Genomic DNA, 23,062 nt, shown 5'->3' on the forward strand with positions numbered 1-23,062 from the left:
AGTATTCAAACTTTTTTAATGGAGAGGGATTATGATGAAAAACTCAAAACCGAATGAACCTTTAGTTACGCATATTTTTACCGCAGATCCTTCCGCACATGTTTTTGAAGGGAAGCTTTATATTTATCCTTCTCATGACCTTGATCACGATGAACCTTCTAATGACAATGGTGATCAATATAAGATGGAAGATTATCATGTTTTATCCATGGAGGATGTAAATGCACCATGTGTAGACCACGGGGAAGTGCTTCACTTAAAAGATATTCCTTGGGCAAGTAAGCAACTTTGGGCACCCGACGCCGCTTACAAAAATAACAAGTATTATTTGTTTTTCCCGGCAAGAGATAAAGAGGGGATTTTCAGAATTGGTGTCGCAACAAGCCCTAATCCTGCAGGACCGTTTACACCAGAGGAAAATTATATACCCGGCAGCTTCAGTATTGACCCCGCTGTTTTAGTTGATGATGATGACAGAGCCTATGTTTATTTTGGCGGCCTTTGGGGAGGGCAATTAGAAAAATGGCAGACAGGGACATTTAATCCAGATGCTGAAGGTCCCGCACCAACAGAACCAGCTTTAGGACCAAGAGTAGCTGAATTAAGCAACGATATGCTGACTTTTAAAAACGAGCCGCAGGAAATCTCCATTGTGGATGAAAACGGCAATCCTATTCTTGCAAGTGACGAAGATCGCAGATATTTTGAGGGACCATGGGTTCATAAATACAATGGTCTTTACTATCTATCTTATTCAACGGGTACAACTCATAAAATTGTTTATGCTGTAAGTGAAAATCCACAAGGACCATTTGTGTTCAAAGGAACGATTCTTACTCCTGTCATTGGCTGGACCACACATCATTCAATTGTTCAATTTAAGGATAAGTGGTATCTGTTCTATCATGATTGCTCATTATCAGATGGCGTGAACCATAAGCGCTCGGTGAAATACACTGAATTAAAATATAACGATGACGGAAGTATTCAAACGATTGACCCTTATACAGACAAATAATAAAATTGATGGCCGGAACGGTATTTTGACTTTGAACTTAATACGAAAGAAGATACTGGGGAGTTTTTTCTTAATTATTCGTTTGACTAAACTACGTTAATAGGACAAGGCGCAGGTGGCTCTTACTACAAAGTAAATTTAGAATTTTACAAAAACTCCCCATTGGTCACTGTAATGAATCATTCCTATTTTAATCTAAGTGGCAATCTGAGGAGAGATATCTTAATCTATACATTAGCAATAAAAAGCAATAAATTTCTTGAAATTGATCAGGAATTTATTCCAACCGGCAAATGTATTGAAGTGGATAACACGCCATTTGATTTTAGAAGTAAAAGGGTGATAAACACTGGAACAAGATCAAGCCATCCTCAAGACGTACTGGCAGGGGAAGGCTGCGATCACTCGTTTCTTTTAGATACAAATCATGATTCGGAAATTGTCTTAAAGGACAACGAAAGCGGTCGTACTTTAACAATTGAAACGGATCAGGCCGGTGTTGTCGTATACTCGGGAAATTCCTTGAAATCAGATGGTAAATTCCGAAGTACGCAATCCAGAAAATATCTGGGTATTTGCCTTGAGACGCTGGCTTTACTTGATGCCATCTACCGTCCTCATTTTCCATCAACGATCCTGGATATCGATCAGAAGTATTCTTCTGTAGCAGTATATAAGTTTGGGGTTGAAAAGAATTAAAATAAGGAGTGATGAACATGAATTATCGTGAATTGGGCAACACAGGGATCCTGATCAGTGAGGTCAGTTTTGGAACATGGGCAATTGGCGGTTCATGGGGAAAGACAAACGACACAGAAGCACTGAAATCTTTAGAGTATTCAATTGAGCAGGGTGTTAACTTTTTTGATACAGCAGATGTATATGGGGACGGACATAGTGAAGAGTTATTAGCCAAGGCCACTAAAGGCCAGGAAGACAAGATTTATATTGCTACAAAGTTTTGCCGCCAGGGTGATATTTTCGACCCTAAAAATTATAGCTATGAAACCGTTAGCTCTTATTGTGAAGACAGCCTCCGCCGTTTAAATAGAGAAGCAATTGATTTGTATCAAATTCATTGCCCAGCAACGGAGATTTTGAAAGATGGCGGTGTATTTGAAGTACTGGATCGTCTGAAAAAAGAAGGAAAAATCCGTCACTATGGAGTAAGTGTGGAAACCGCTGAAGAGGGCCTTATTTGCTTGGAATATCCAAATGTTAAGAGCCTGCAAATCATCTTTAATATGTTCCGTCAAAAGCCATTGGAAAAACTAATCCCTGAAGCTTATCAAAAAGGTGTGGGACTTCTAGTCAGATTGCCGCTTGCAAGCGGGCTGCTAACTGGTAAATTTACCAATGATCATGTATTTGAAGAAGATGACCACCGCCGTTTTAATGAAAATGGAGAGGCTTTTAATGTCGGGGAAACCTTTGCAGGCCTTGGATTCCGCAAAGGTGTTGAATTAGCTGACCAGTTAAAGTGGATTGCAGAAGGCCGGAAAACTATGTCTAGTGCAGCATTGCGCTGGATTTTGGATCAAAAAGAAATTACATGTATTATTCCTGGTTTTAAAAACGTTAAACAAGTCGAGGATAATCTTTCAGCATTGGAAACAAAACCATTCTCAGAAGAAGAAAAGCAAGAGATTCAACGTTTTTATCATGAAAAGGTAAAGGATTTTATCAGAGGACCTTATTGATAACCGGGGTTTAAACTTCATAAAAAGCGGAAGCCGCTACCTTTGATGATAGCCGAAATTCACAAGTATTATAAATATTTACGGAAACAAAGGAAAAGCAACCTTCTTTGTGTCAGTGAGCAAATGGCGAAACATCCCGAGATTAATTAACTTCACAAGGCTATCAACTTGTGACCGGAAGTAAACTTATAAAAATAATCTGATTTAAAGTAAGGGAAGCACAATAATTACTTTTGTGCTTTCTTTTGTTTTTGTTTGAAAAGGTTTATCTATTGGAGAAATTAAATTTTGTGATTTTTTCATGTTTTGCTTGGTGCATTTTCAAAGGATAGAAGAAAGAGTAACCAAAAAAGAATATCCTCCATGATTATCCAGGGGAAAAAATTCTGGAGCAAGGCCCCATAGGGGGAAACTGTTATATAATAGAAGCAGGTGTTTTTTTATTATAATAATTGGCTGGAATAAATCTAAGAGGTTTCTAGTTTGGAGGGATTAAATGAATAATGCGGCAAATCGAGCCTATGTTGCTGTGGAATGGATTGCGAAATTTGCATATATTAACCTATTGTGGATTGGATTTTCTTTGATAGGTCTGGTTGTCCTTGGGTTTTTCCCAGCGACGATTTCGATGTTTACGATCATTCGTAAATGGCTAATGGGGGATACAGACATTCCGATTTTTCGAACCTTTTGGACTACCTATAAATCGGAGTTTATACGAAGCAATGGTTTAGGTTTACTCGTAGTGGCTATAGCGGGGCTTATTGTACTTGACTTAGTTTTTATGAAGAATTCGGGCAACAGTTTTATAAGTGTTGTTCAAATTCCTTTATATATAATTATGTTTGCAGCAGTCATGACAATGTTCTATCTATTTCCAGTTTACGTTCATTATGAGTTAAAACTGGCTCAAATAATCAAAAATTCATTCTTAATGATGCTTATTAACCCGCTTGAAAACCTTACGATGATTGCTGGAATTGTTGCCGTATTCTTTGTGGTGAAGGTCATTCCAGGTTTAGGCTTTTTCTTCGGGGGCAGTCTAACGGCAGCTATTATAATGGCTGCATGCTACCCTGTTTTCGAAAAAATGGAAAAAAAGCGGCGGACCTATCCTTAGGCAAGTTCTTTAAGTGAATCGTCTTAAATGAAATGGACCGCATTTTAACAGTCCTGCAAATAGAAGAGATAACAAAAAAGACAGAAAGGGAAGTTTCGCTTGTAAAAGGAAACTTCCCTTTCTGTCTTTTGACTGGCTTATAAGAAAGTATAAACTTTCTTATAAGCCAAGGACAAATACGCCTCTGTCTTCGCCTTGCGTCTCGCTAAACGGCGAGCTTTCTTTAAATCAAATTAACCTTTTACAGAACCAGCTGCCATTCCCTCAACAATCTTATTGCTTAGGAATAAGAAGGTGAGCAGAATTGGAACAATACTGATGACTAAAGTGGCACCAATAGCACCCCAATCTGTTAAATATTGACCAACGAAGTTGTTAATTCCAACAGTCAATGTTTTCCACTGATCAGAACTGATGAATGTATTAACAAATACGAATTCATTCCAGTTGTAAATCATGTTAATGATCGCTGTTGTTGAAAGAACCGGTACGGTCATCGGGAGCGTAACTTGGAAGAAAATTCGGTGTACCGAGCATCCATCCATAACAGCCGCTTCTTCAATTTCACGAGGAAAAGCTTTATAAAAACCTAATAAAATCATAATAGTTAACGGTAAATTAAAGGTTGTTTGAGACAAAATAATCGATAATGGATTATCAATTAAACCTATATTGTTATAAAAATTAAACAATGGGATTAACGTTGAATGGAGCGGAATCATATATCCTATCATGAATAATCCAAGGACAAGTCCGCTTAATTTCCAGTGCATCCGAGTAATTGCAAATGTAACAAAGCTAGCCAGAATAACTGTTAGAAATACAGATAAAACAGTCATCCATACACTATTAAAAAAGTAAAGTCCAATATTTCCTTGAGTCCATACTTTCACATAGTTTCCCCATTGCGGGTCCTGCGGCAAGGAGAAAGGGGACATGCCAAATACTTCTTGATTGTTTTTTAATGAAAAGAAGACCAGCCAAATTAGTGGATAAATCTGAATAATGGCGAAAACGCTTAAAACTAAGTAAAGAAGGCCATATCCTAATTTGCTCCAGTAAGATTTCTTTGATCCTTCGGTCATAGAAAGGTTCGGTGTTGTTCGTCTTTCTCTAGCAAGCTCGCTCATCTTCATTCACTCCCCCTTTAATATTGAACATCATCATTAGATTTCGTTAATCTTGAAGTCAACCATGTCATTCCAAGACAAATGACCAATAAACCAAAGCCAATTGCACTTGCATAACCAAAATTGTTAAGTTCAAACGCTTCTTTGTACATATATGAAGCCATTACTTCACTCGCCCCATTTGGGCCTCCGCCAGTCATTACATAAATTAAATCAAAATACTTTAAGGAACCAACGACGGCAAGCATAATCGTAACTTTAAACACAGCTGAGATCATAGGTAACTTAATTTTAAATGCGATTTGAAGTGGAGTAGCACCATCAATTTTTGCAGCTTCGATAATTTCTTCTGGGACATTTTTCAAGGCTGCGTAATAAATAAGAATGTAAAAACCTGCATATTGCCAAACAATTGGAACGAAAATAGCATATAAGGCAGTACTTGGATCTGCCAGCCAAACTGGCGTATTTTCCACTCCAAACATCTCAATCAATTTATTTAACATCCCATTCGAGGGATCAAAAATTTTCAACCAAAGCTGAGCAATGGCAACAGATGATAATAGCATGGGAATTAAGTAAATCTTTCTGAATAAATCTGAACCTTTTATTTTACTAACTAAAACGAGTGAAACAGCTAAATAAAATAGCAGGCTAACCGCGGAGAAAAGCCCTAACAAGAAAGAATGACCTGCACTAGCCCAGAACTTTTCATCTTTCATCAAGTTTATATAGTTTTCTAACCCGATAAACTGCATTTCACCTATTCCGGTCCAATCCATTAGACCGTAATAACCTGATAAAGCAATAGGAACATAAACTAGAACGAGAAGAAGAAGTAAAGCTGGGAGTGTATAAAGGGTAATAATGTATTTATTGGACATAACGTTTCTCATGTTTTTATTCCACTACCTTTCTATGAAGAAGAGGACATATTCAGCAATATGCCCTCTCTATTACAATTTCTATTTCTTCTCAGCAGCAAGAGCCTCTTCTTGAGCTTTGGCGAATTCTTTAGGGGATATCTCGCCACCATATAATGCCTGAATCTGATTCAAGTGAACATCTGCTACCCTAGCAGACATTTGAACATCTGCATATAATGTAATATTGGAAGCATTTCCTAAATCGTTAAGAATATCATTGTACATTTGAGCAAGTTCTGTATTAGAAGTATCCACTTTTGTAGCTGGAATAACACCGGCTTCTGTTACGGAGCGTTTACCCCACTCTTGAACTAAGTATGAAACAAAATCTTTTGTTTCATCTTTCACTTTAGAAGCTTCAGATACAAACAAACCAACTCCAGGTCCACCAACAAAGCTGTCGATGTCTCCTTTTCCGCCTTCATACGCAGGGAATTTGAAATAACCAACTTTATCCTTAAATTCCTGTGCAACATCAGGGCTTGTTGTATAGTTTGGCAATTCCCAAGTACCCATCATATACATAGCTGCCTGTTCGTTCATAAAGTAACCTTTTGCTTCATCATTTGAAAATCCGTTATACCCTTTAACGAATGCACCCATATCAACCAGTTTTTTGATTTCCTGACCAGCTTTCACCAAAGCTGGATCTTCAAAGCTGCCTGTACGATTAATTGCTTTATTTAAAGTTTCAGGTCCGCCAATACGATCGGCAAGATACATATACCACATAGAACCTGTCCAGCGATCTTTGTTTCCTACTGTAATTGGAGTAACCTTGTTATCCGCAAGGGTTTCAACTACATTTAAAAATTCATCATATGTTTTTGGTACTTCAAGGTTATACTTTTTAAAGATTTCTTTATTGTAATAAACAGGTGCGATGTTCAGTTCAAGAGGTAATCCGTAAGTCTTACTATCCATTTGAAAAGCTTCGAGAGTACCTGGAACAAATTGCTCCTTAAGCCCGCCATCAAGAACATCATCTAATGGTGCAAGCATATTACCTTCTACGAATGGCTGCATATAACCAGCTGCCCAAGTAATCCCAAGGTCTGGAAGCTCATTTGATGCTGACAAAACCTTGATCTTTTCTTTGTATTGTTCATTTGCTAAAATTTCTGTTTGAATATCCACATCAGGATGTTCTTTTTCATAAGTCTTGATAATATCATCCACAATAGTGTACTGTGCCTTTGCACTTCCTTCAGGCCATAAATGCATCATTTTGACAACTGTTTTGTCACCACCAGAACCACTCGAATCCTCCGATGTACTAGAGGAGGATGAACAACCTCCTAAAACAAGCCCGCCTACTAATGCGAAAGACATTACAGTAGAAAACGCTTTCTTTTTCATTTAGCAAAACCCCCTTAATGTGTGTTTGTCTATCCTTGCAACTAAGTTTAGTTTACCATCGGGGACATAATAAAAAAAGGAACTGTGATTAGGAAAAATACTACTATTTTTAGAAAGCCCTTTCATTGTATGTTTTTCGGTATGCGCTTGGTGTCATCCCCTCAATTTCCTTAAAGATTTTAATAAAGTATTTAGAAGTCTTATAGCCGGCCTCTTCAGCAATTTCATTTATCGGAAGATTGGTTGTAATCACTAATTCCTTTGCACGTTGAATCCTGCGTCTTGTAACATATTCACTAAAATTCATATTCACTTGCTCCTTGAACAACACGCTAAAATAACTCGGATTTAAATGAACGTGGGTAGCAACGTCTTTTAGGGTGAATTCATCCTTTAAATGCTGGTCAATATAGCTAATGGCCTTGCGAATGGTACCTTTGGCTGAATCCATTTTGGTGTTGGCATCGACTATTTTTTCATCCACTACTTTTTCGATCATCCCAGCCCGTACTTGCTTTTCCATAATCTTAACGGCTTCTTCAACCGCTTCAATCAGCTTCTTTTTTCCGATCGGCTTTAAAAGATAATTCACTACACCGAGTCTTAATGCTTCCTGAGCATACTCAAACTCGGAGTAAGCGGAAATAATAATGACCACTGGAGACAGACCTTTTTCTTTCAAAGTTTTTAATAGTTGTAAACCAGTCATTTCAGGCATCCGGATATCGGAAAGCAAAATATGAATCTTTTTGTCCTCCGCAATCCGGAGGACATCCTCACCGCTTTCCGCAGTAAGGATGGTAAAGTCACCAGTATTCCAATTTTCCAGCGTTCTTTGCAAACCTTGTCTTGTTCTTGGTTCATCGTCAACGATTACAATATTTTTAGAATACATTTTATTCCCCTCCATCAATTGGCAGTTCAAACGAAATCTTTGTCCCCTCGTTTACTTTACTCTCAATCAAAAGGTCTGAATGTAAAATTCCTTTGTAATATAGCTGCAGGCGCTTGTAGACATTCGAAATAGCCATTCCTTTCCCGGTCGCGGAGGATGTCCCACCAGTTTTCATGGCTTGAATGATCCATTCAAGCCGCTCTTTATCCATCCCGGAACCATCATCTTGTACAGAGATGCGAATCCGTTCTTTATCTTCTTGTTTAACTGGTTCAACTGTTACGGAAATTTGGCATTTTCCTGCTTTTTTTCCGGCTCCGTGCAAGGTTGCATTTTCTACCAAAGGCTGTATGATCAGTTTTGGTATTCTTACAAACTCATATTCTGCAGGAACAGAGACATGCCATTGTAATCTTTCATCAAAACGCATTTTCATAATTTCCATATAGTCGCCGATATGCTTGATTTCGTCTTTTAAGAATACCCAATCGTCATCGGTTTCTTTTGTAATGGTATAACGAAATAAATCGGACATGGCTACAACAAGTTCAGCCAGCTCTTCCTCATCCTTTTCTTCAAGTGACCAATGAAGCGCATCCAATGTATTAAAGAGAAAATGCGGGTTTATTTGCGCCTGAAGCGCTTTTAATTCACTTTGGCTACGTAAAATCTCTTTTTGATAAACCATCTGGATCAAATGATTGGTTTCTTTTACAAGCTGATTATACGTACTGTTTAATTCAACAATTTCATTTACCGAAGAACTATCCGGATTCAGTGTTAATGAACCTTCTCCGGCACGCTGCATGGTTTTCGTTAATCTTACTATTGGTCTTGTAATGATCGTTGAAAGGAAAAAGGAGCTAATGGTAAAAATGAATACGCCAACAACTCCCGAAAAAATAATTCCTGTTCGGATCCCTGACAATCCTTCCGTTAGTTCACTTACGGGGGTTAAAATAAGAACCGTCCAGCCTGTTAGGCCGGATGGTTGCTTTGTCACCATATAATCCCGTTGATTTAATTGAATAATGCTTTCATCATTTTCAATAATGCTCGTTATATCTCCCGTGAAATTTTGGATAATCGGTTTTTCGTATTGATCTAAAAGAATGGAGTATTGATCGTTTCCATACTCTTCATTTGCAAAGTTAAAATGATCGCGGTTAATACTAATTAAAAGATAACCACCATTGCTATACTGTCGCTCTATTAAATTGACTCTGCGGATGGCCAGAAAGTAGTTTTTATCATGTGGATCTTCACCGATCCAAACCATTCTTCCTCTTGCTCGATTCGCTTCTTCAATCCATCTGTTACCAATTCGGTTTTTTAACTCGTCTTCATCAAGGGGAAGAACGCGCTGATGCTTTCCAGAAAAGAGTTGAAAGGAAAAGATTCCATCTGTATTTCCCATAATTCTATTAATATGTCCCATTAATTTTTGACGGTCATTAAAGGTTACTTGTTTTCCTTCATAGACATTCGTTAAAACACGCTGGACCTCTTCATCGGTGATTACAAGCTTTGAATTCATATTGATTTGCTCGTAAAGGGATTCAATTCGGCCGTTTGCTTCAATGGCTACTTGCTGAATTTGCTTTTCCGCATTATTTTTCAACAAAGAGGAAACTTGGCTCAATGTAAGAAGACTGACAATCAATAATACTATGATCATAACAAGTAAAAAAATAAACAAAATCTGGTTGCGCAATGTATTCCATTTTTTTAGTTGCTTCCGCATTGATGGTTCGCCTTTCTATAGTAAAATAATATCCAATTTTTATTAGGAACTAAAAAAGAACAGGAGCTTAGTCTAGGGCTATTTTATCATATTTTCGGAAATGTTTAAATTCTTAGTTTATTTAGTGGATAAACTAAGTTTAATGCTGTTATAATTAATTTGAGGTCAGGCCAGCAGGCTGCGAAAAATATGAAAGCCCTTACTTATTTTCCTGACTAGTAAACTAAAGTAAAGGGGGGAAGCTAGAGTTTTTTCAGGTTTTATAAAATACTAACATACTTTGAAAAAAAGGGGAGAAAAAATCATGTTAAAAGTATTGCGTAAACCACTTCTTTCTGGATTAGCTTTAGCGATAGTATTACCTGCTGGATTATCCAGTGTTTCCGCAGCTGAAAATCAACCAGTTAGTGCATTAGATGCAGCGGTTGAACTTGATGAAAGATATGCAAAATCATTCGATATTGGTGCAGCCGTTGAGCCTTCCATGCTTCAAGGAAAAGATGCTGAAGTATTAAAGCGCCATTATAATAGCCTTGTGGCCGAGAATGTAATGAAGCCGATTAATATACAGCCTGAAGAAGGAAAGTTCACTTTTGAAGAAATGGATAAAATTGTTGAGTTTGCAAAAGAAAATAATATGAAGCTTCGCGGCCATACCCTTATTTGGCACAGTCAAGTACCGGAGTGGTTTTTCCTTGATAAAGAAGGAAATAAGATGGTAGATGAAACAGATCCAAAGCAGCGCGAAAAAAATAAAAAGCTTTTACTTAAGCGTTTAGAAACTCATGTTAAAACCATTGTCAAGCGTTATAAAAGTGATATCAGCTCTTGGGATGTAGTCAACGAGGTAGTTGATGATAATGGGCAATTACGTAATTCACCTTGGTATCAAATCACAGGTACTGATTATATCAAGGTTGCTTTTGAAACAGCGGACCGTTATGCAGGGAAAGACGCTAAGCTTTATATCAATGACTACAACACAGAAATAGACCCTAAAAGAGAAACCCTGTACAATCTTGTCAAGGAATTAGTGGAGGATGGAGTTCCAATTGATGGGGTGGGACATCAAGCTCACATCCAAATCGGCTGGCCATCTATAGCGGAAATCGAGAAAACCATTAATATGTTTGCAGATCTTGGCCTGGACAACCAAATTACAGAACTAGATGTTAGTCTTTACGGGTGGCCGCCAAAACCAGCTTACCCAACTTATGACGAAATTCCAGCAAGCGAATTCGATCGTCAAGCCGCTCATTACGATGAACTATTCAAGTTATATGAGAAATTGGATGATAAAATTAGCAGTGTGACATTCTGGGGCGTTGCTGACAACCATACATGGTTAAATGACCGTGCAGAACAATATAATGACGGGGTAGGCGCAGACGCACCATTTGTTTTCGATAAAGATTACAATGTCAAACCAGCTTATTGGGCTATTATCGATGAAGAAAGCTAAAGCAGTTGGGAATGGAGGCCATTGGATCGGTGCATGGCCAGCCAGTCAAGCAGGCTGAATCAATCGATCTTTCCAGTTCTGGAAAGCCAGGTATGGATCAGTAAGATAATGAATCTCTTTTTGTTATTGAACTGTATAATAATTTCTTTTTTACTATAATTGTTCACGCCCACTTAGTTTGGAAAGGCAACCAACTAAGTGGGTTAAATTAGGTTTTTGTTAGTTATTTCCATTTCATTTTAATGTAGAAAGGGTGAATGTTGATGAGAAAAATAATGGGCATTGCTTTTGCCTTCTTGTTATTACTCGTTTCTAACGCGGATTATATGTCAACAGCAAGCGCAAAACAAACACAAAACGTTGAAATTCCTGTCTTACTATATCATGTTGTAAAACCTGATCCTGACCCGAACAATCCATATCAATTTAGCCTTGAAGAATTTGAAAAACATATGGCTTATCTTCATGAGAATGGCTATCGGACCTTAACGATGAAGCAATATTTCAACATCCTCGATAAAAAAGCAGCAATGCCAGAAAAGCCTATCCTGCTAACATTTGATGATAATTCGAATGATTTTTATCCTTATGTTTATCCAGTCTTACAAAAATATGGAATGAAGGCAACTCAATTTACTGTTTCAGATTGGGTGAATGGCAGCTGGAATATGACATCAAACGAGATCTTAACTGTAATGGAAAATGGTATTGATATCCAAAATCATTCGGTATCGCATCCTTTCCTTGCTGATTTAAGCAGAGAACAGCAATACGAAGAAATAAATGATACAACGACCGCTCTTAAAGAGTTAACAGGCAGGGCGACAAATGTCTTTGCTTATCCTTATGGAAATTATAACGCGGATACAATTTCCGTTCTAGAAGAATTAGGGTTTAAAGGAGCTTTTAAAGTAGGCGGCGGGCTCAGTACAGACCAGAGCGACCGATATGAATTACCTCGTATTATGATTCTACAAAATCACACTTTAGATGACTTTATTAGAATGGTTAAAACAGGATACTAGACACATTTTCTTTAAGGATTATAAAAAAATGAGGCTGACTCAAAAGGTCGTTGATTTACGATTCTTTTGAGTCAGTTTTTTGTTGTGTAATAATTTTTGATAAGAAATTCGCATTCATATTGAAATTTAAGGGCAAGTATATTGAAATCTATATACGATCTTGATTAGGTGAAGCGATTATACAGGAACTTTCTAAGTAAAACACTTTATGGTATGACTAAACTAGTTGCTTAACTGACAACAATTAATCGTCCTAGCATTAAAACCTATTGTTTAAATTGAAGGAAAGAGCAAGTCTTTCCTCCTAGATACTATTAGCAGAAGGGGAAGAGGCCTGTTTTCACCGTTCTTTTTTCTTGTCTTATTATAACTATGCGTAAAATTTTAGTTTCAAGAAACTTTAAATATGAAAAAAGCGGGTGCTTAAATAGCAGACCGCTTAACTTACTTTTTAATAGTCGGCTTATAATAAGTCAGGCTGCCTTCATGAGTGACCTGTTTTCTCTGCTTCCATACTTAATGGGGAACTGAAATCGATAAACGCATTTTTCCAGGTAGGAAATACCCTTTGATTTTGCCGGGTATCGGTTTGCTTTGCCAGGGAACTTCATACCGGGCAGGGACGAAAAGCCAGCTGGTGAGAACAGCTTCAGCAAATCATAATAGGTGGACCAGGAGCTGTGATCCTGTAAACTCTGTAAAACTGAAGACCTGATTTTTGCAAATAGTAATCAGCTGCTAAACCGGATTGTCTTGTACAGATCACAATGGTATCCAACATACGCTCTTACATGGTCATTCCTCCCAAAAATATTTTGATATATGCAGCGTGTTGAAAAGAAAGCATTTTGTAATCAATTAAACAAATTTTTTTGATAAAAGCATGTACTTATATAAGTGTATTATTATATACTGATACCGGAATGGGGGGATCATACATGAATGTCGATACAAAGTTAGATGTGCAGGAAGTATCCCAAATCATGAAGCTGCTTGGTGATAAGACGCGCCTGACTATGATGAAGATGCTTCAATCGCAGGATTTCTGTGTATGTGAGTTTGTTGAACTTTTTAACATGAGCCAGCCAGCTATCAGCCAGCATTTGCGCAAGCTAAAGGACATTGGACTGGTAAAGGAAAGCCGGAAAAGACAGTGGATTTTCTACTCTTTTAACCGGGACCATGACTGTGCTTTTTTGGTCGAAGATTTATTGAAGCATCTTCCAGACCAAAGAGAACGATTAGCTGAACTGGAGGCACAGGGATTGCGTATTTCCTGTGACTAGAAAGGAGTAAGAGGTTTGTTTTCTATTTTTGCAGCATCCATTATTTTTCTCGTCACGCTCGTCTTTGTCATTTGGCAGCCGAAAGGATTGTCTATTGGCTGGTCGGCCTGTGCAGGGGCGGCTATAGCCCTTCTTGTCGGCGTGGTTGATTTTGGCGATGTCCTGGACGTGACATCCATTGTGTGGAATGCCACACTGACGTTTATTGCCCTGATTTTAATTTCTCTTATTTTAGACGAGATCGGCTTTTTTGAATGGGCGGCTTTACATATGGCACGGGCAGCCGGCGGAAACGGTATTAAAATGTTTGTATATGTGATTCTGCTTGGTGCCGTGGTGGCGGCGCTTTTCGCCAATGACGGAGCGGCGCTTATTTTAACGCCAATTGTCCTGGCAATGGTCCGTAACTTGAACTTTGAAGAAAAGATGGTCTTTCCATTTATTATGGCCAGTGGGTTTATCGCGGATACCACATCGCTGCCTCTTGTTGTCAGCAACCTTGTAAACATCGTGTCAGCCGACTTTTTTGGTATTGGATTTGTCGAATACGCATCGCGCATGATTATCCCGAACTTTTTCTCTTTAGGCGCGAGTATTCTGGTGCTGTACTTGTTTTTCCGGAAAAGCCTTCCGAAAAACTATAGCCTGTCTGCTTTAAAAGAGCCAAAAGCAGCCATCAAAGACATGAAGATGTTCCGCTTGTCCTGGTTCGTACTGGGTGTTCTTCTGATCGGCTATTTTGCGAGCGAGCCGCTTGGTATTCCAGTTTCCATTATTGCTGGACTGATCGCTATTTTCTTTTTGGCCATGGCGAGAAAAAGCCCAGCTGTGCATACAAAAGCCGTTGTGAAGGGCGCGCCGTGGGCGATTGTCTTCTTCTCGATTGGCATGTATGTTGTAGTGTACGGACTTCGTAATGCCGGGCTGACCAATGTTTTAGCTGACGTTATTCAGAAAGCGGCAGATCAAGGATTATTTGCCGCAACAGTAGGGATGGGCTTTATTGCCGCTATTTTATCTTCGATCATGAATAATATGCCAACAGTCATGATCGATGCTTTAGCGATTGCTGATACGAACACAACGGGTGTTGTCCGTGAAGCACTCGTTTACGCGAATGTGATTGGCTCTGATTTAGGGCCGAAGATTACCCCGATTGGATCACTTGCTACACTATTGTGGCTGCATGTTTTAAGTTTAAAAGGTGTAAAGATTTCGTGGGGAACGTATTTTAAAACAGGGATTATCTTAACGATTCCAACCTTGTTTATTACGCTGGTGGGCTTATACCTATGGTTATTATTGATTCATTAATCTAACTAATCAAATGTAAAAGGAGAACATGATAATGTCTAAAAAAACAATCTACTTCCTATGCACAGGCAACTCTTGCCGCAGCCAGATGGCAGAAGGATGGGCGAAAAAACATTTAGGTGATGAGTGGGGAGTGAAAAGTGCCGGATTAGAAGCACATGGATTAAACCCAAATGCGGTAAAAGCTATGAAAGAAGCAGGCATTGATATTTCAAACCAAACATCAGATGTGATTGATCCGGAAATTCTAAACAATGCGGAATTAATCGTTACATTATGCGGGCATGCGGCGGACAACTGCCCGGTAACACCGCCTCACATTAAACGTGTTCACTGGGGATTTGATGATCCTGCAAAAGCAGAAGGAACAGAAGAAGAAAAATGGGCATTCTTCCAGCGTGTTCGCGATGAAATCGGTGAGCGCATCGAACGTTTTGCAAAAACAGGCAAATAATAGAAAAGAAAAAGCCGTGAGACATTCTCACGGCTTTTTCTATCCTCTCCTTATGAGTACATGATTATATATGGTGTATAGAAGCTGTATGACAATGAAGAAAATTGAACAAAAATCAGCGCCGCATGCTCCTTCAAAATCTTTGATTCAGTGGGGTTTAGGCGCTAAGGTCTTTATTCTCCCTGTTCTTCTATATATTCTTTTTACATCGATTGCCGCTTCTTACTTACTACCACCCATATTCATTCTCTTTTTTTATAGGGATTTTGCCACAATCATGCTGTTATTTTTTCCATATGATAATAATGAGCATCAACGTGAATGATCTGGCTCTTTACGATGTTACACGGTTAAAAATGTTTTTGCGAAGAATAGGCGCCACTCTCTTATTTAAAGAAAAACAATCTCTTTATCTGTAAAACAATATGTATTCACCAAAAGAGCACAGAAATTAAAAAGAAGGAAGATGAAAAACATGCGATTTTATCCTCCGAATCCAGGACCAAGACCGTTTCACTCGTTTATCGGACCATTTCCATCCAATCGAAGATCATTTCATCAATATTCCAGCCTCATCTATCAGGATCCGAGATATTTTTCACACGGTCTGACTCAAATGCCTCCTCAGGGAGCTCCACTTCCCCCTCAGAGACCTGGTATATTGGGGAGTTTTTTACAGGGTCTGACTCAAGGACCTCCTCTGGGGTTTGTTCCTTCACCGCAGACACCGGGTATGCCGGGGAATACAAACCAAGTGCCGTCTCAAGAAGAAGTTGCGTCTTCTCTGCAGACTGACCTTTTGGAGAATACTGATCAATTGCCGACTCAGGCGGGAGCTGGTGATCCTCCACAGACACCTGGCATGTGGGAAAATATAAATCAAATGCTTACGTACGCCGAGGAATTGTCCAGAGGAATAGAGACCTTTAGAAAGATAGGCTCAGTTTTCACTAAAAGTTAAGGGTCAGTAAGGTATGGAATAAAACATTAAAAGCCCATTGGAAACAACTTGAATCAAAAAGTTATTAAACATAGTACTTAGTCAAAAGTGTACATAAGCAAAATTCTGCTTTTGCTTATATACACTTTTGTTGCTGACAAAGAAGCCACACACAAAAGGCAACAGTGTACCTTATATAATAATCCTCTGTATATTGATCAATGAACCCACGTTTTATACAGTGAGATAGAAGAATGAGATTGATTAAACAAAAAAGAAGGTGGCATGCTCAGCTATTTCAAGCAAATGTCATATCCAGAGAAGCACTCAAACAAGCCGCTGCGGTATTGAAACATAAAAAAGAACGGATGAAACTGTATTTCATTCTGTCCAATCACGGATAACACTCAAAACCGATTGATTCCCTGGGGATGAGATCGGTTTTTGTGTTTACAAAGCAAATAGGTTCGATCTTTAAAGGTGTGTTTATCTCTTTAGGTAGGGGCGCTTTCGGCAGGAAAGGGTGTTTTTAAAATAGAAAAAGCACTTGTTTTTTCTTAGGAACAGAAGTCATTGATCTGGGCATTGCTGTGCTTTCTTTAAAATGATACTCATTGCTTAATGCTCCTTTCGATAAAAGTTTAAAGCCTTAAAGGCTAAATAAAAACAAGTCATTTAAATCTCTGTTTAATAGGACAAATAAATATAACGAGGGACTTTTTTAGTCCCTTAATTCAAAAAATATTTTTTGACATCGCGTAATTTATTCGAAAAGTTTTAAGTCCCTAATATGAAATTTTGTTTTGATTAGCTGAATAGATTCAAAGGAAATTAGATCAGAGAGAGGTTTTTTGCTTAAGAAACCTTGATAATACAAGGGTTCTTAAACTGATCTTTTTTATCTATTTAAAAGGGAAAAAGGGTGTTTCATTTAGATAAAACAGATGTAGAATAAATAAAGTGGGGATTTTTTGTCCCAATTACTTGATTCATCCTCTGATTTGTATTATGATAAATTCAAATAAAAAACGCTTTCAAAAAAGCTGGGAGGAATACATAATGGGTACTATCGTTTGTCAAACTTGCCTAGAAACTATGGAACATTTCGAAGAAGAAAAGGTAACATTGTTGTATGCAGATTGCGGTTGCGGCCATGAAAATGGCAGCGATGAATAAGTAGTTTAAAATTAAAATTTTACCATTATAAAATAGGCTGCATAAATCTGCCCGGATGAATTCATTCATCCGGGCAGATTTATGGTATCGAATTTGAGTGAGCTGGTGAATTTTTTAAAGGAAACCGATTCATATAGTCTACGATCTAATGTCTATGCTAGCATAGGTACTTAACAAGAGTGTATATTTGCTCAAGTACACTTTTGTTAGTATGGAATTATTCACATCCAAAGCCTCTTCTAATATTTTAATAATTCCCACGGCAATGTTTTAAATAATACTCTCGCTTGCCTGTATGCTCCCCTTTATAACGCAGCCCAATCCTTTATATCCACTGAAAGGGAAACCGGCAGCATTTCCTTTGCTCTTTGTAAGACAAAGATTAGAAATTTTCCCGAGAATGAAGAGAAAGTAAATGATTTAAAATTTGAACTGCATCTAAAAAAATCCCATAAAAATTCAAATAAGATAGAAGAAAACCCTGAACTGGAAATGATTATTAATCACACAATAAAAAAATTTATTTATATTATCAGAATATAATGTATAATAAAATAATTGAAAATAGATTGAAAAGGTGGTTTGTATGAATTTACTAGCAAGAATTAGTACAGTAGCAGGTAATACTTTTATCTACTGGGTTCTCCTATTCACGGCTTTAGCCATGATGTTTCCGGGCGGTTTTACCTGGATCGCTCCTTACATCCCTATCCTGCTTGGAATTATTATGTTTGGGATGGGATTAACGTTATCTGTAGAGGATTTCAAAGCCGTATTTAAACAACCTCTCGCGGTGTTTGTAGGGGTTGCGGCCCAATATATCATAATGCCGGGTATAGCTTACCTTTTGGCTGTTGGGTTAAAACTCCCTCCTGAGGTAGCTGTTGGTGTTATATTGGTCGGTTGCTGTCCTGGAGGAACAGCATCTAATGTAATGGCGTATCTGGCAAGAGCAAATGTGGCCCTGTCAGTTGCTGTTTCATCGGTTGCAACCCTAGTATCACCCATTCTAACTCCTGCTCTTATTTATTTATTAGCTAGCCAGTGGCTTCCTGTGTCAGGAAAAGATATGCTTCTCTCAACGGTTCAAATTGTCCTTCTTCCTATTATTCTTGGTATCGTCTTCAAATGGGTCTTAAAGGACAAGGCAGAAGAAGGAGCGAAAATCCTGCCGCTTGTTTCTGTAATTGGAATCGTTGGTGTCATTTCAGCAGTCGTGGCCGGTAATAAAGATAATATTCTAGATTCAGGTTTAGCAATCCTTGGCATGGTTGTTATACACAATTTTGTTGGTTTGGCCTTAGGCCTCCTTATTTCAAAGTGGTGCAAATTTCCGTATGCCGATCAGAAAGCTATCTCAATTGAGGTCGGGATGCAAAATTCAGGGCTTGCTGCAGCACTAGCTACTGCTCATTTCTCTCCACTCACGGCTGTTCCAAGTGCGATCTTCTCAGTGTGGCATAATATTTCTGGACCGTTGATTGCCACTTACTGGGCAAAAAAGGCTGTAAAAGAAGAGAAAATGAAACAGGCGAATCATAAGAAGCAGGTCTCTTAAAATATTGAGATAGGAATTTTTAGGCTTAACTTCTAAAAGGGTTGTTATTTAATACCGTTACATCAATAAAAAATAATCGACCTGAAAGAGCCTTGCTACATGATTTTGTAGCAAGGCTCTAGTTGTTTTTAAGCTAAAATCAAACGATTTTATTCTCTGTATACACAAAATCTTCTAAGCTCCGTCCCATGAGCTCATCGTTGGATGAACCAGCCATGCAGTTCAGGTATGCCCTGCATCCGGGTTAAATAGGTCTTCTACTCTTGTTCTGGATTAAGCATCAGCAATATTCCAGCATATCCGGTTATAGCCTCGACTACCATGTCTTTTACAATCGATTCAAATACATCGCTAAAATACCATTTATTATTATCTAGGTTCTCCTGTTAATCAACATAAACTTGGAGCAATGATCTATCAGCCAATTCCTTCTGATATACTATTCTTGCACTGCTTTTCACCTTTAGAGACCGTAAATAGTCGTTGTTTTTAAGGTGCTATAATACGGTAGATCTGAAACACCGTTGCAGCAACGAATAAGAGAAACATGAGCTTAATCATTTGGATTTTTCTCTTTCGTAGCATCGGATAATTCAATATGTACAATCCGATCAGGCCTTTTCTTGTCGCCAGCCATAAAGTCGATATCATATTTTTTATCTTCCACAAGAAAAGAATCTTTATAGTCGTTCCAGTAAAGCTCTCGTCTTACACCATTAGGCTGCGTAAAAACCAAAGTCACATCATTCTTAATCTCTGTTTTCTTCACGTATGTCATATTGTTTAATGTTCTTATACTATAACTTTTTTCATCGTAGCTGCAGCCAGCAGTAAGAAATAGAATTGCTCCCGTCCATAAGATTATTTTCTTCATTATATTTCCCTCATTTAATCGATTCTTAATTTCCTGCATCTATTTGTACGGATTCCCTCATTAAAGGGGCAGTAAAACCTAATATGGATGTATTTTCGAATCCATTTATACTTTATGCTTCATCCGTACTCTCACTATCGTATTCACAATCGTAGTATTCAATGAGGATAATTTTCTTTGAGAGCTCATTTGAGTGTTAAAAACAAAGCCGATACATATTCTTTTGCTAATTTTTTGTTCGAAAAAACATAGGGAATATACTTAATGTTATTCAAGATATAGATATAGGCCTGTTTAGAATCAATGCAGAAAGCGAAGGAGTGGAGCTGCGGGCATCATTTGACGGGATGAAGCAATCCAGTTCTCATTCAAGTGAGCAGGGGCGGGTAGCCATTAAGTTCTTTACATCCATTAAAACAGTGTTTGTTAAGCCGTGATTGTAGTGACGTCCTTGAAAAAGTTAGAAAATTATAAAATTAATAATTGTCAATTTTGCACTATCAAAATCCCCCTCCATCAAAAAGTAGGGGAACCAAATGTGAATGTAACTTCTATGGACAAAATCTTTAATAGAATAAGAGAAATATCTTCTCTTCCGATTACCAAAGGCGGTCCAGAGAAAATGTCTATCTAAGGCGTTTTCTTGGGTTGCCATTCAATTTCAGGTAATGGGCAGGCGGTTATTGGTTGCCGGTAATAAAAATCTGCGTAGAATCTGAGTTTAATGTAAAGTTTACAAAGTAACGATGTGTTAAAGCACACTTTTACGCGAAATTCATTTGAACGACAAATACTTTACTGTCAGATTGGTTAATAGTAGACCAATACTATTGACTAACAATTTATGATAGATGTTCCAGTACCATATAAGATAAACAATCCATCCAAATTGGTGAACAAGTAATAGACAAACCACATAATAGAGGTGCCTTTTTCAATCGCTTGATCCGAAAAGGCATTTTTTAGGTAGTTTCTGTTAAAGAACAATGCTGATTTTCTTATTAAACTAACGAAGCAGAATTGTTGAGGAAGGCAGATTAGAAATCTATTCGGACTACAGATACGTAAGAAACGCTATTTCTTGAGATTAAGCGGACGGAGGTTCCCTTATTTGGGTAAAATAATCTTTTTCACACCTGTTTTTTAGCAAATAGTATACTCAGTGTCCCGAAACCCACAGGTGTACGGTGTAATGGATTGAATTTTATTGTACGAGTTTCAATAGCGAAGGAGTGGCTTGTACAGCCACTCCTATTTCTGTTACTAAACAATTTGGGATTTAATTTGATTAATTAAAACATCAGACAAATAGGAACCAAGCAAGAGCAGCGATCATAACAGCTCATCTTTCGTAAACGTCTGATGAATATATTAAAGTTATTTGTTTTATAGTTAATAATTCGTTTAATAAAGCAATAAAAAGATGGTTGACTAATATTAACTAGTTGTTATACAATCGATTCAAGGAAATTCATCAGATGAATATCCGGGTAATTAGAAGTTGTAAAGGTTTACAATAGTAATAAAATTTAATTTTCATCGATAAACATCAGATGAATATGAGGAGGAAGATTATTTTATATCCTTAAAAGCTAAAGATTATTTTAAACCAAATTTGGCAAGGTACACTTGACATCGTTAACAAAGCACTTTGTTCGTCACGTCCCTGTCTTGTCATATATGGGAACAGCTTTATCTTTTTTAAAGGTGGACACGAACATTCTTAAATAAAATAGGCATCTAACTAAGGAGGTACTATAAAATGAAAGCGGGATTAAAAACAGGAGAAAATCATGGTTTCTCTGATATGGAAGTGGAGAAGCATAAAATGAAAGCGGTATTAAAAACAGGGGAAAATTATGGTTTCTCTTATATGGAAGTGGAGAAGCCTACACCAAAACCTCATGAGGTTTTAATTGAAGTAGAAGCAGCAGCTATATGTGGAACCGATATTAGTTACAATAAATGGGGGCAATCTGCAAAGGATTTTGCATCAAAATTCAATGTGAAATTTCCTTTTATTGTTGGTCATGAATGTTCCGGGACGATCATTGAAGTGGGTAGTGAAGTAAAAGATAAAAAGATTGGTGACAGAGTAGCTTTTGAGACTCATATTCCTTGTGAAGAATGTTTTCAGTGTCAAATAGGCAATGCCCATAATTGTATGAACATGGGTATTTATGGAACAAGTTGTGACGGCTGTTTCGCGGACTATGCAGTTGCTCCGGCAAATGTAGCGTTTAAGTTACCGGATTCTGTATCCTTCGAAGAAGGTGCCCTCTTTGAGCCTGCTGGTGTTGCCATGCGTGCAGTGGAAGAATCTAAAATTCAACCTGGTGATACGGCTCTCGTATTTGGATGTGGTGCTATCGGTCTTTTGGCAATAAAAATGTTGCTGGCATCTGGGGCTTCAAGAGTTATAGCAGTTGATATAGATCAATACAGAGTGGATATGGCCAAAGATTTTGGTGCAGTCGGAGTAAATTCACTTAAAGAAGATCTTTCGGCAATTGTTAAGGACCTGACCTCTAGCAGAGGCGGAGTAGATTTTATTTTTGAAATAACGGGTTCACCAAAAGTATATGAAACGTTATTTGATCACCTGCGTTTAGAAGGAAGAGTCATCACTGTAGGACATCCCGGCGGCCCGATCCCAATTAATATAACGCAAAGCATTAATTTAAAAGGTGCGACAATTAAGGGGTTATTTGGAAGACGCATTTGGGAAACATGGTGGAAATTATCATCCTTAGTTGAGTCTGAAAAAATTAATATACTTGAAGTTGTAACTCATCGTTATTCATTTTCACAAGTAGATGAAGCATTTGAACAAGTAAATAAAGGAGCAGGAAAGATTATGTTCCTAAAGGACAAAAATCGTGTTTGAAAAACAGAAGCCTAAGAAACGAAATAAAGTTTTTTCTATTATATTTAGTTAGAAGCAATATGGAGTATCGTCCAGTAACCAAGCTGGACTAACAATCAAGGAGATAGTTTTGAATAAACAAACCGTTGAAAGCGTTTCACTAAACATTTATATATTGCTTGATAACGAGAGTCGCACAAATTGGGATGCCAAGT

General features: G+C 37.8%; 19 protein-coding genes and 1 pseudogene. 14 read left to right on the forward strand and 6 right to left on the reverse strand.

The features are described from left to right. Nucleotides 1–31 precede the first annotated feature (31 nt). The 4 genes from RRU94_RS03520 (at nt 32) to RRU94_RS03535 (ending at nt 3,838) form a co-directional block, all read left to right on the forward strand. Nucleotides 32–1,018: a glycoside hydrolase family 43 protein gene (locus RRU94_RS03520; protein ID WP_315691819.1), complete on the forward strand. Its 987-nt coding sequence runs from the start codon at nt 32–34 to the stop codon at nt 1,016–1,018. Nucleotides 1,019–1,192: 174 nt separating this feature from the next. Further along, complete coding sequence (locus RRU94_RS03525; RefSeq protein WP_315691820.1) at nt 1,193–1,717, forward strand: aldose epimerase family protein; 525 nt, start codon at nt 1,193–1,195, stop codon at nt 1,715–1,717. Nucleotides 1,718–1,734: 17 nt separating this feature from the next. Further along, entirely contained in the window at nt 1,735–2,718 is a 984-nt protein-coding gene (locus RRU94_RS03530) for an aldo/keto reductase (RefSeq protein ID WP_315691821.1), read from the forward strand. A gap of 496 nt (nt 2,719–3,214) precedes the next feature. After that, complete coding sequence (locus RRU94_RS03535; RefSeq protein ID WP_315691822.1) at nt 3,215–3,838, forward strand: YesL family protein; 624 nt, start codon at nt 3,215–3,217, stop codon at nt 3,836–3,838. Nucleotides 3,839–4,071: 233 nt separating this feature from the next. Here RRU94_RS03535 and RRU94_RS03540 read toward each other — a convergent pair whose 3' ends face one another. The 5 genes from RRU94_RS03540 to RRU94_RS03560 all read right to left on the reverse strand — a co-directional run bounded on the left by RRU94_RS03540 (nt 4,072) and on the right by RRU94_RS03560 (nt 9,892). Then, on the reverse strand, nt 4,072–4,923 hold the full coding sequence (locus RRU94_RS03540) for a carbohydrate ABC transporter permease (RefSeq protein WP_251273058.1): 852 nt from the start codon (nt 4,921–4,923) through the stop codon (nt 4,072–4,074). A 62-nt stretch (nt 4,924–4,985) separates the two neighbouring features. Next, a complete protein-coding gene (locus RRU94_RS03545) occupies nt 4,986–5,864 on the reverse strand; it encodes a carbohydrate ABC transporter permease (RefSeq protein ID WP_315691823.1) in 879 nt (292 codons plus the stop codon). 69 nt (nt 5,865–5,933) lie between these two features. Beyond that, the gene (locus RRU94_RS03550) at nt 5,934–7,253 is read right to left on the reverse strand and encodes an extracellular solute-binding protein (RefSeq protein ID WP_315691824.1); all 1,320 of its coding nucleotides are present in this window, start codon (nt 7,251–7,253) and stop codon (nt 5,934–5,936) included. A gap of 109 nt (nt 7,254–7,362) precedes the next feature. Beyond that, a complete protein-coding gene (locus RRU94_RS03555; protein ID WP_315691825.1) occupies nt 7,363–8,148 on the reverse strand; it encodes a response regulator transcription factor in 786 nt (261 codons plus the stop codon). Between the two features lies 1 nt (nt 8,149). Beyond that, nucleotides 8,150–9,892, reverse strand: a complete 1,743-nt coding sequence (locus RRU94_RS03560; protein ID WP_315691826.1) for a sensor histidine kinase — start codon at nt 9,890–9,892, stop codon at nt 8,150–8,152. A 304-nt stretch (nt 9,893–10,196) separates the two neighbouring features. Here RRU94_RS03560 and RRU94_RS03565 point away from each other — a divergent pair, with 304 nt between their 5' ends. From RRU94_RS03565 to RRU94_RS03600, 8 genes are all read left to right on the forward strand, one after another. Then, complete coding sequence (locus RRU94_RS03565) at nt 10,197–11,354, forward strand: endo-1,4-beta-xylanase (protein ID WP_315691827.1); 1,158 nt, start codon at nt 10,197–10,199, stop codon at nt 11,352–11,354. A gap of 263 nt (nt 11,355–11,617) precedes the next feature. Continuing rightward, entirely contained in the window at nt 11,618–12,379 is a 762-nt protein-coding gene (locus RRU94_RS03570) for a polysaccharide deacetylase family protein (protein WP_315691828.1), read from the forward strand. 938 nt (nt 12,380–13,317) lie between these two features. Then, on the forward strand, nt 13,318–13,665 hold the full coding sequence (locus RRU94_RS03575) for an ArsR/SmtB family transcription factor (protein ID WP_251273004.1): 348 nt from the start codon (nt 13,318–13,320) through the stop codon (nt 13,663–13,665). A 15-nt stretch (nt 13,666–13,680) separates the two neighbouring features. Further along, nucleotides 13,681–14,979: an arsenic transporter gene (locus RRU94_RS03580; protein ID WP_315691829.1), complete on the forward strand. Its 1,299-nt coding sequence runs from the start codon at nt 13,681–13,683 to the stop codon at nt 14,977–14,979. A 34-nt stretch (nt 14,980–15,013) separates the two neighbouring features. Continuing rightward, nucleotides 15,014–15,433, forward strand: a complete 420-nt coding sequence (gene arsC, locus RRU94_RS03585; protein WP_315691830.1) for an arsenate reductase (thioredoxin) — start codon at nt 15,014–15,016, stop codon at nt 15,431–15,433. A gap of 94 nt (nt 15,434–15,527) precedes the next feature. Beyond that, entirely contained in the window at nt 15,528–15,758 is a 231-nt protein-coding gene (locus RRU94_RS03590; protein WP_315691831.1) for a hypothetical protein, read from the forward strand. A gap of 1,674 nt (nt 15,759–17,432) precedes the next feature. Further along, nucleotides 17,433–17,549, forward strand: coding sequence for a GapA-binding peptide SR1P (locus RRU94_RS03595; protein WP_315691832.1), 117 nt, complete (start codon nt 17,433–17,435; stop codon nt 17,547–17,549). 586 nt (nt 17,550–18,135) lie between these two features. Next, nucleotides 18,136–19,107, forward strand: coding sequence for a bile acid:sodium symporter family protein (locus tag RRU94_RS03600; protein ID WP_315691833.1), 972 nt, complete (start codon nt 18,136–18,138; stop codon nt 19,105–19,107). A 553-nt stretch (nt 19,108–19,660) separates the two neighbouring features. Here the strand turns inward: RRU94_RS03600 and RRU94_RS03605 are convergent. Next, on the reverse strand, nt 19,661–19,981 hold the full coding sequence (locus RRU94_RS03605; protein WP_315691834.1) for a hypothetical protein: 321 nt from the start codon (nt 19,979–19,981) through the stop codon (nt 19,661–19,663). A 242-nt stretch (nt 19,982–20,223) separates the two neighbouring features. Between RRU94_RS03605 and RRU94_RS03610 the strand changes: the two are divergent. Together RRU94_RS03610 and RRU94_RS03615 are read left to right on the forward strand one after the other, a co-directional pair. Next, nucleotides 20,224–20,418: pseudogene (locus RRU94_RS03610) on the forward strand (aldehyde dehydrogenase family protein); the annotation flags it as partial. Between the two features lie 1,325 nt (nt 20,419–21,743). Next, nucleotides 21,744–22,868, forward strand: a complete 1,125-nt coding sequence (locus RRU94_RS03615; RefSeq protein ID WP_315691835.1) for a zinc-dependent alcohol dehydrogenase — start codon at nt 21,744–21,746, stop codon at nt 22,866–22,868. Nucleotides 22,869–23,062: the final 194 nt, after the last annotated feature.

It is taken from the genome of Domibacillus sp. DTU_2020_1001157_1_SI_ALB_TIR_016 (assembly GCF_032341995.1).
Classification (GTDB): Bacteria; Bacillota; Bacilli; order Bacillales; family Domibacillaceae; genus Domibacillus; species Domibacillus indicus_A.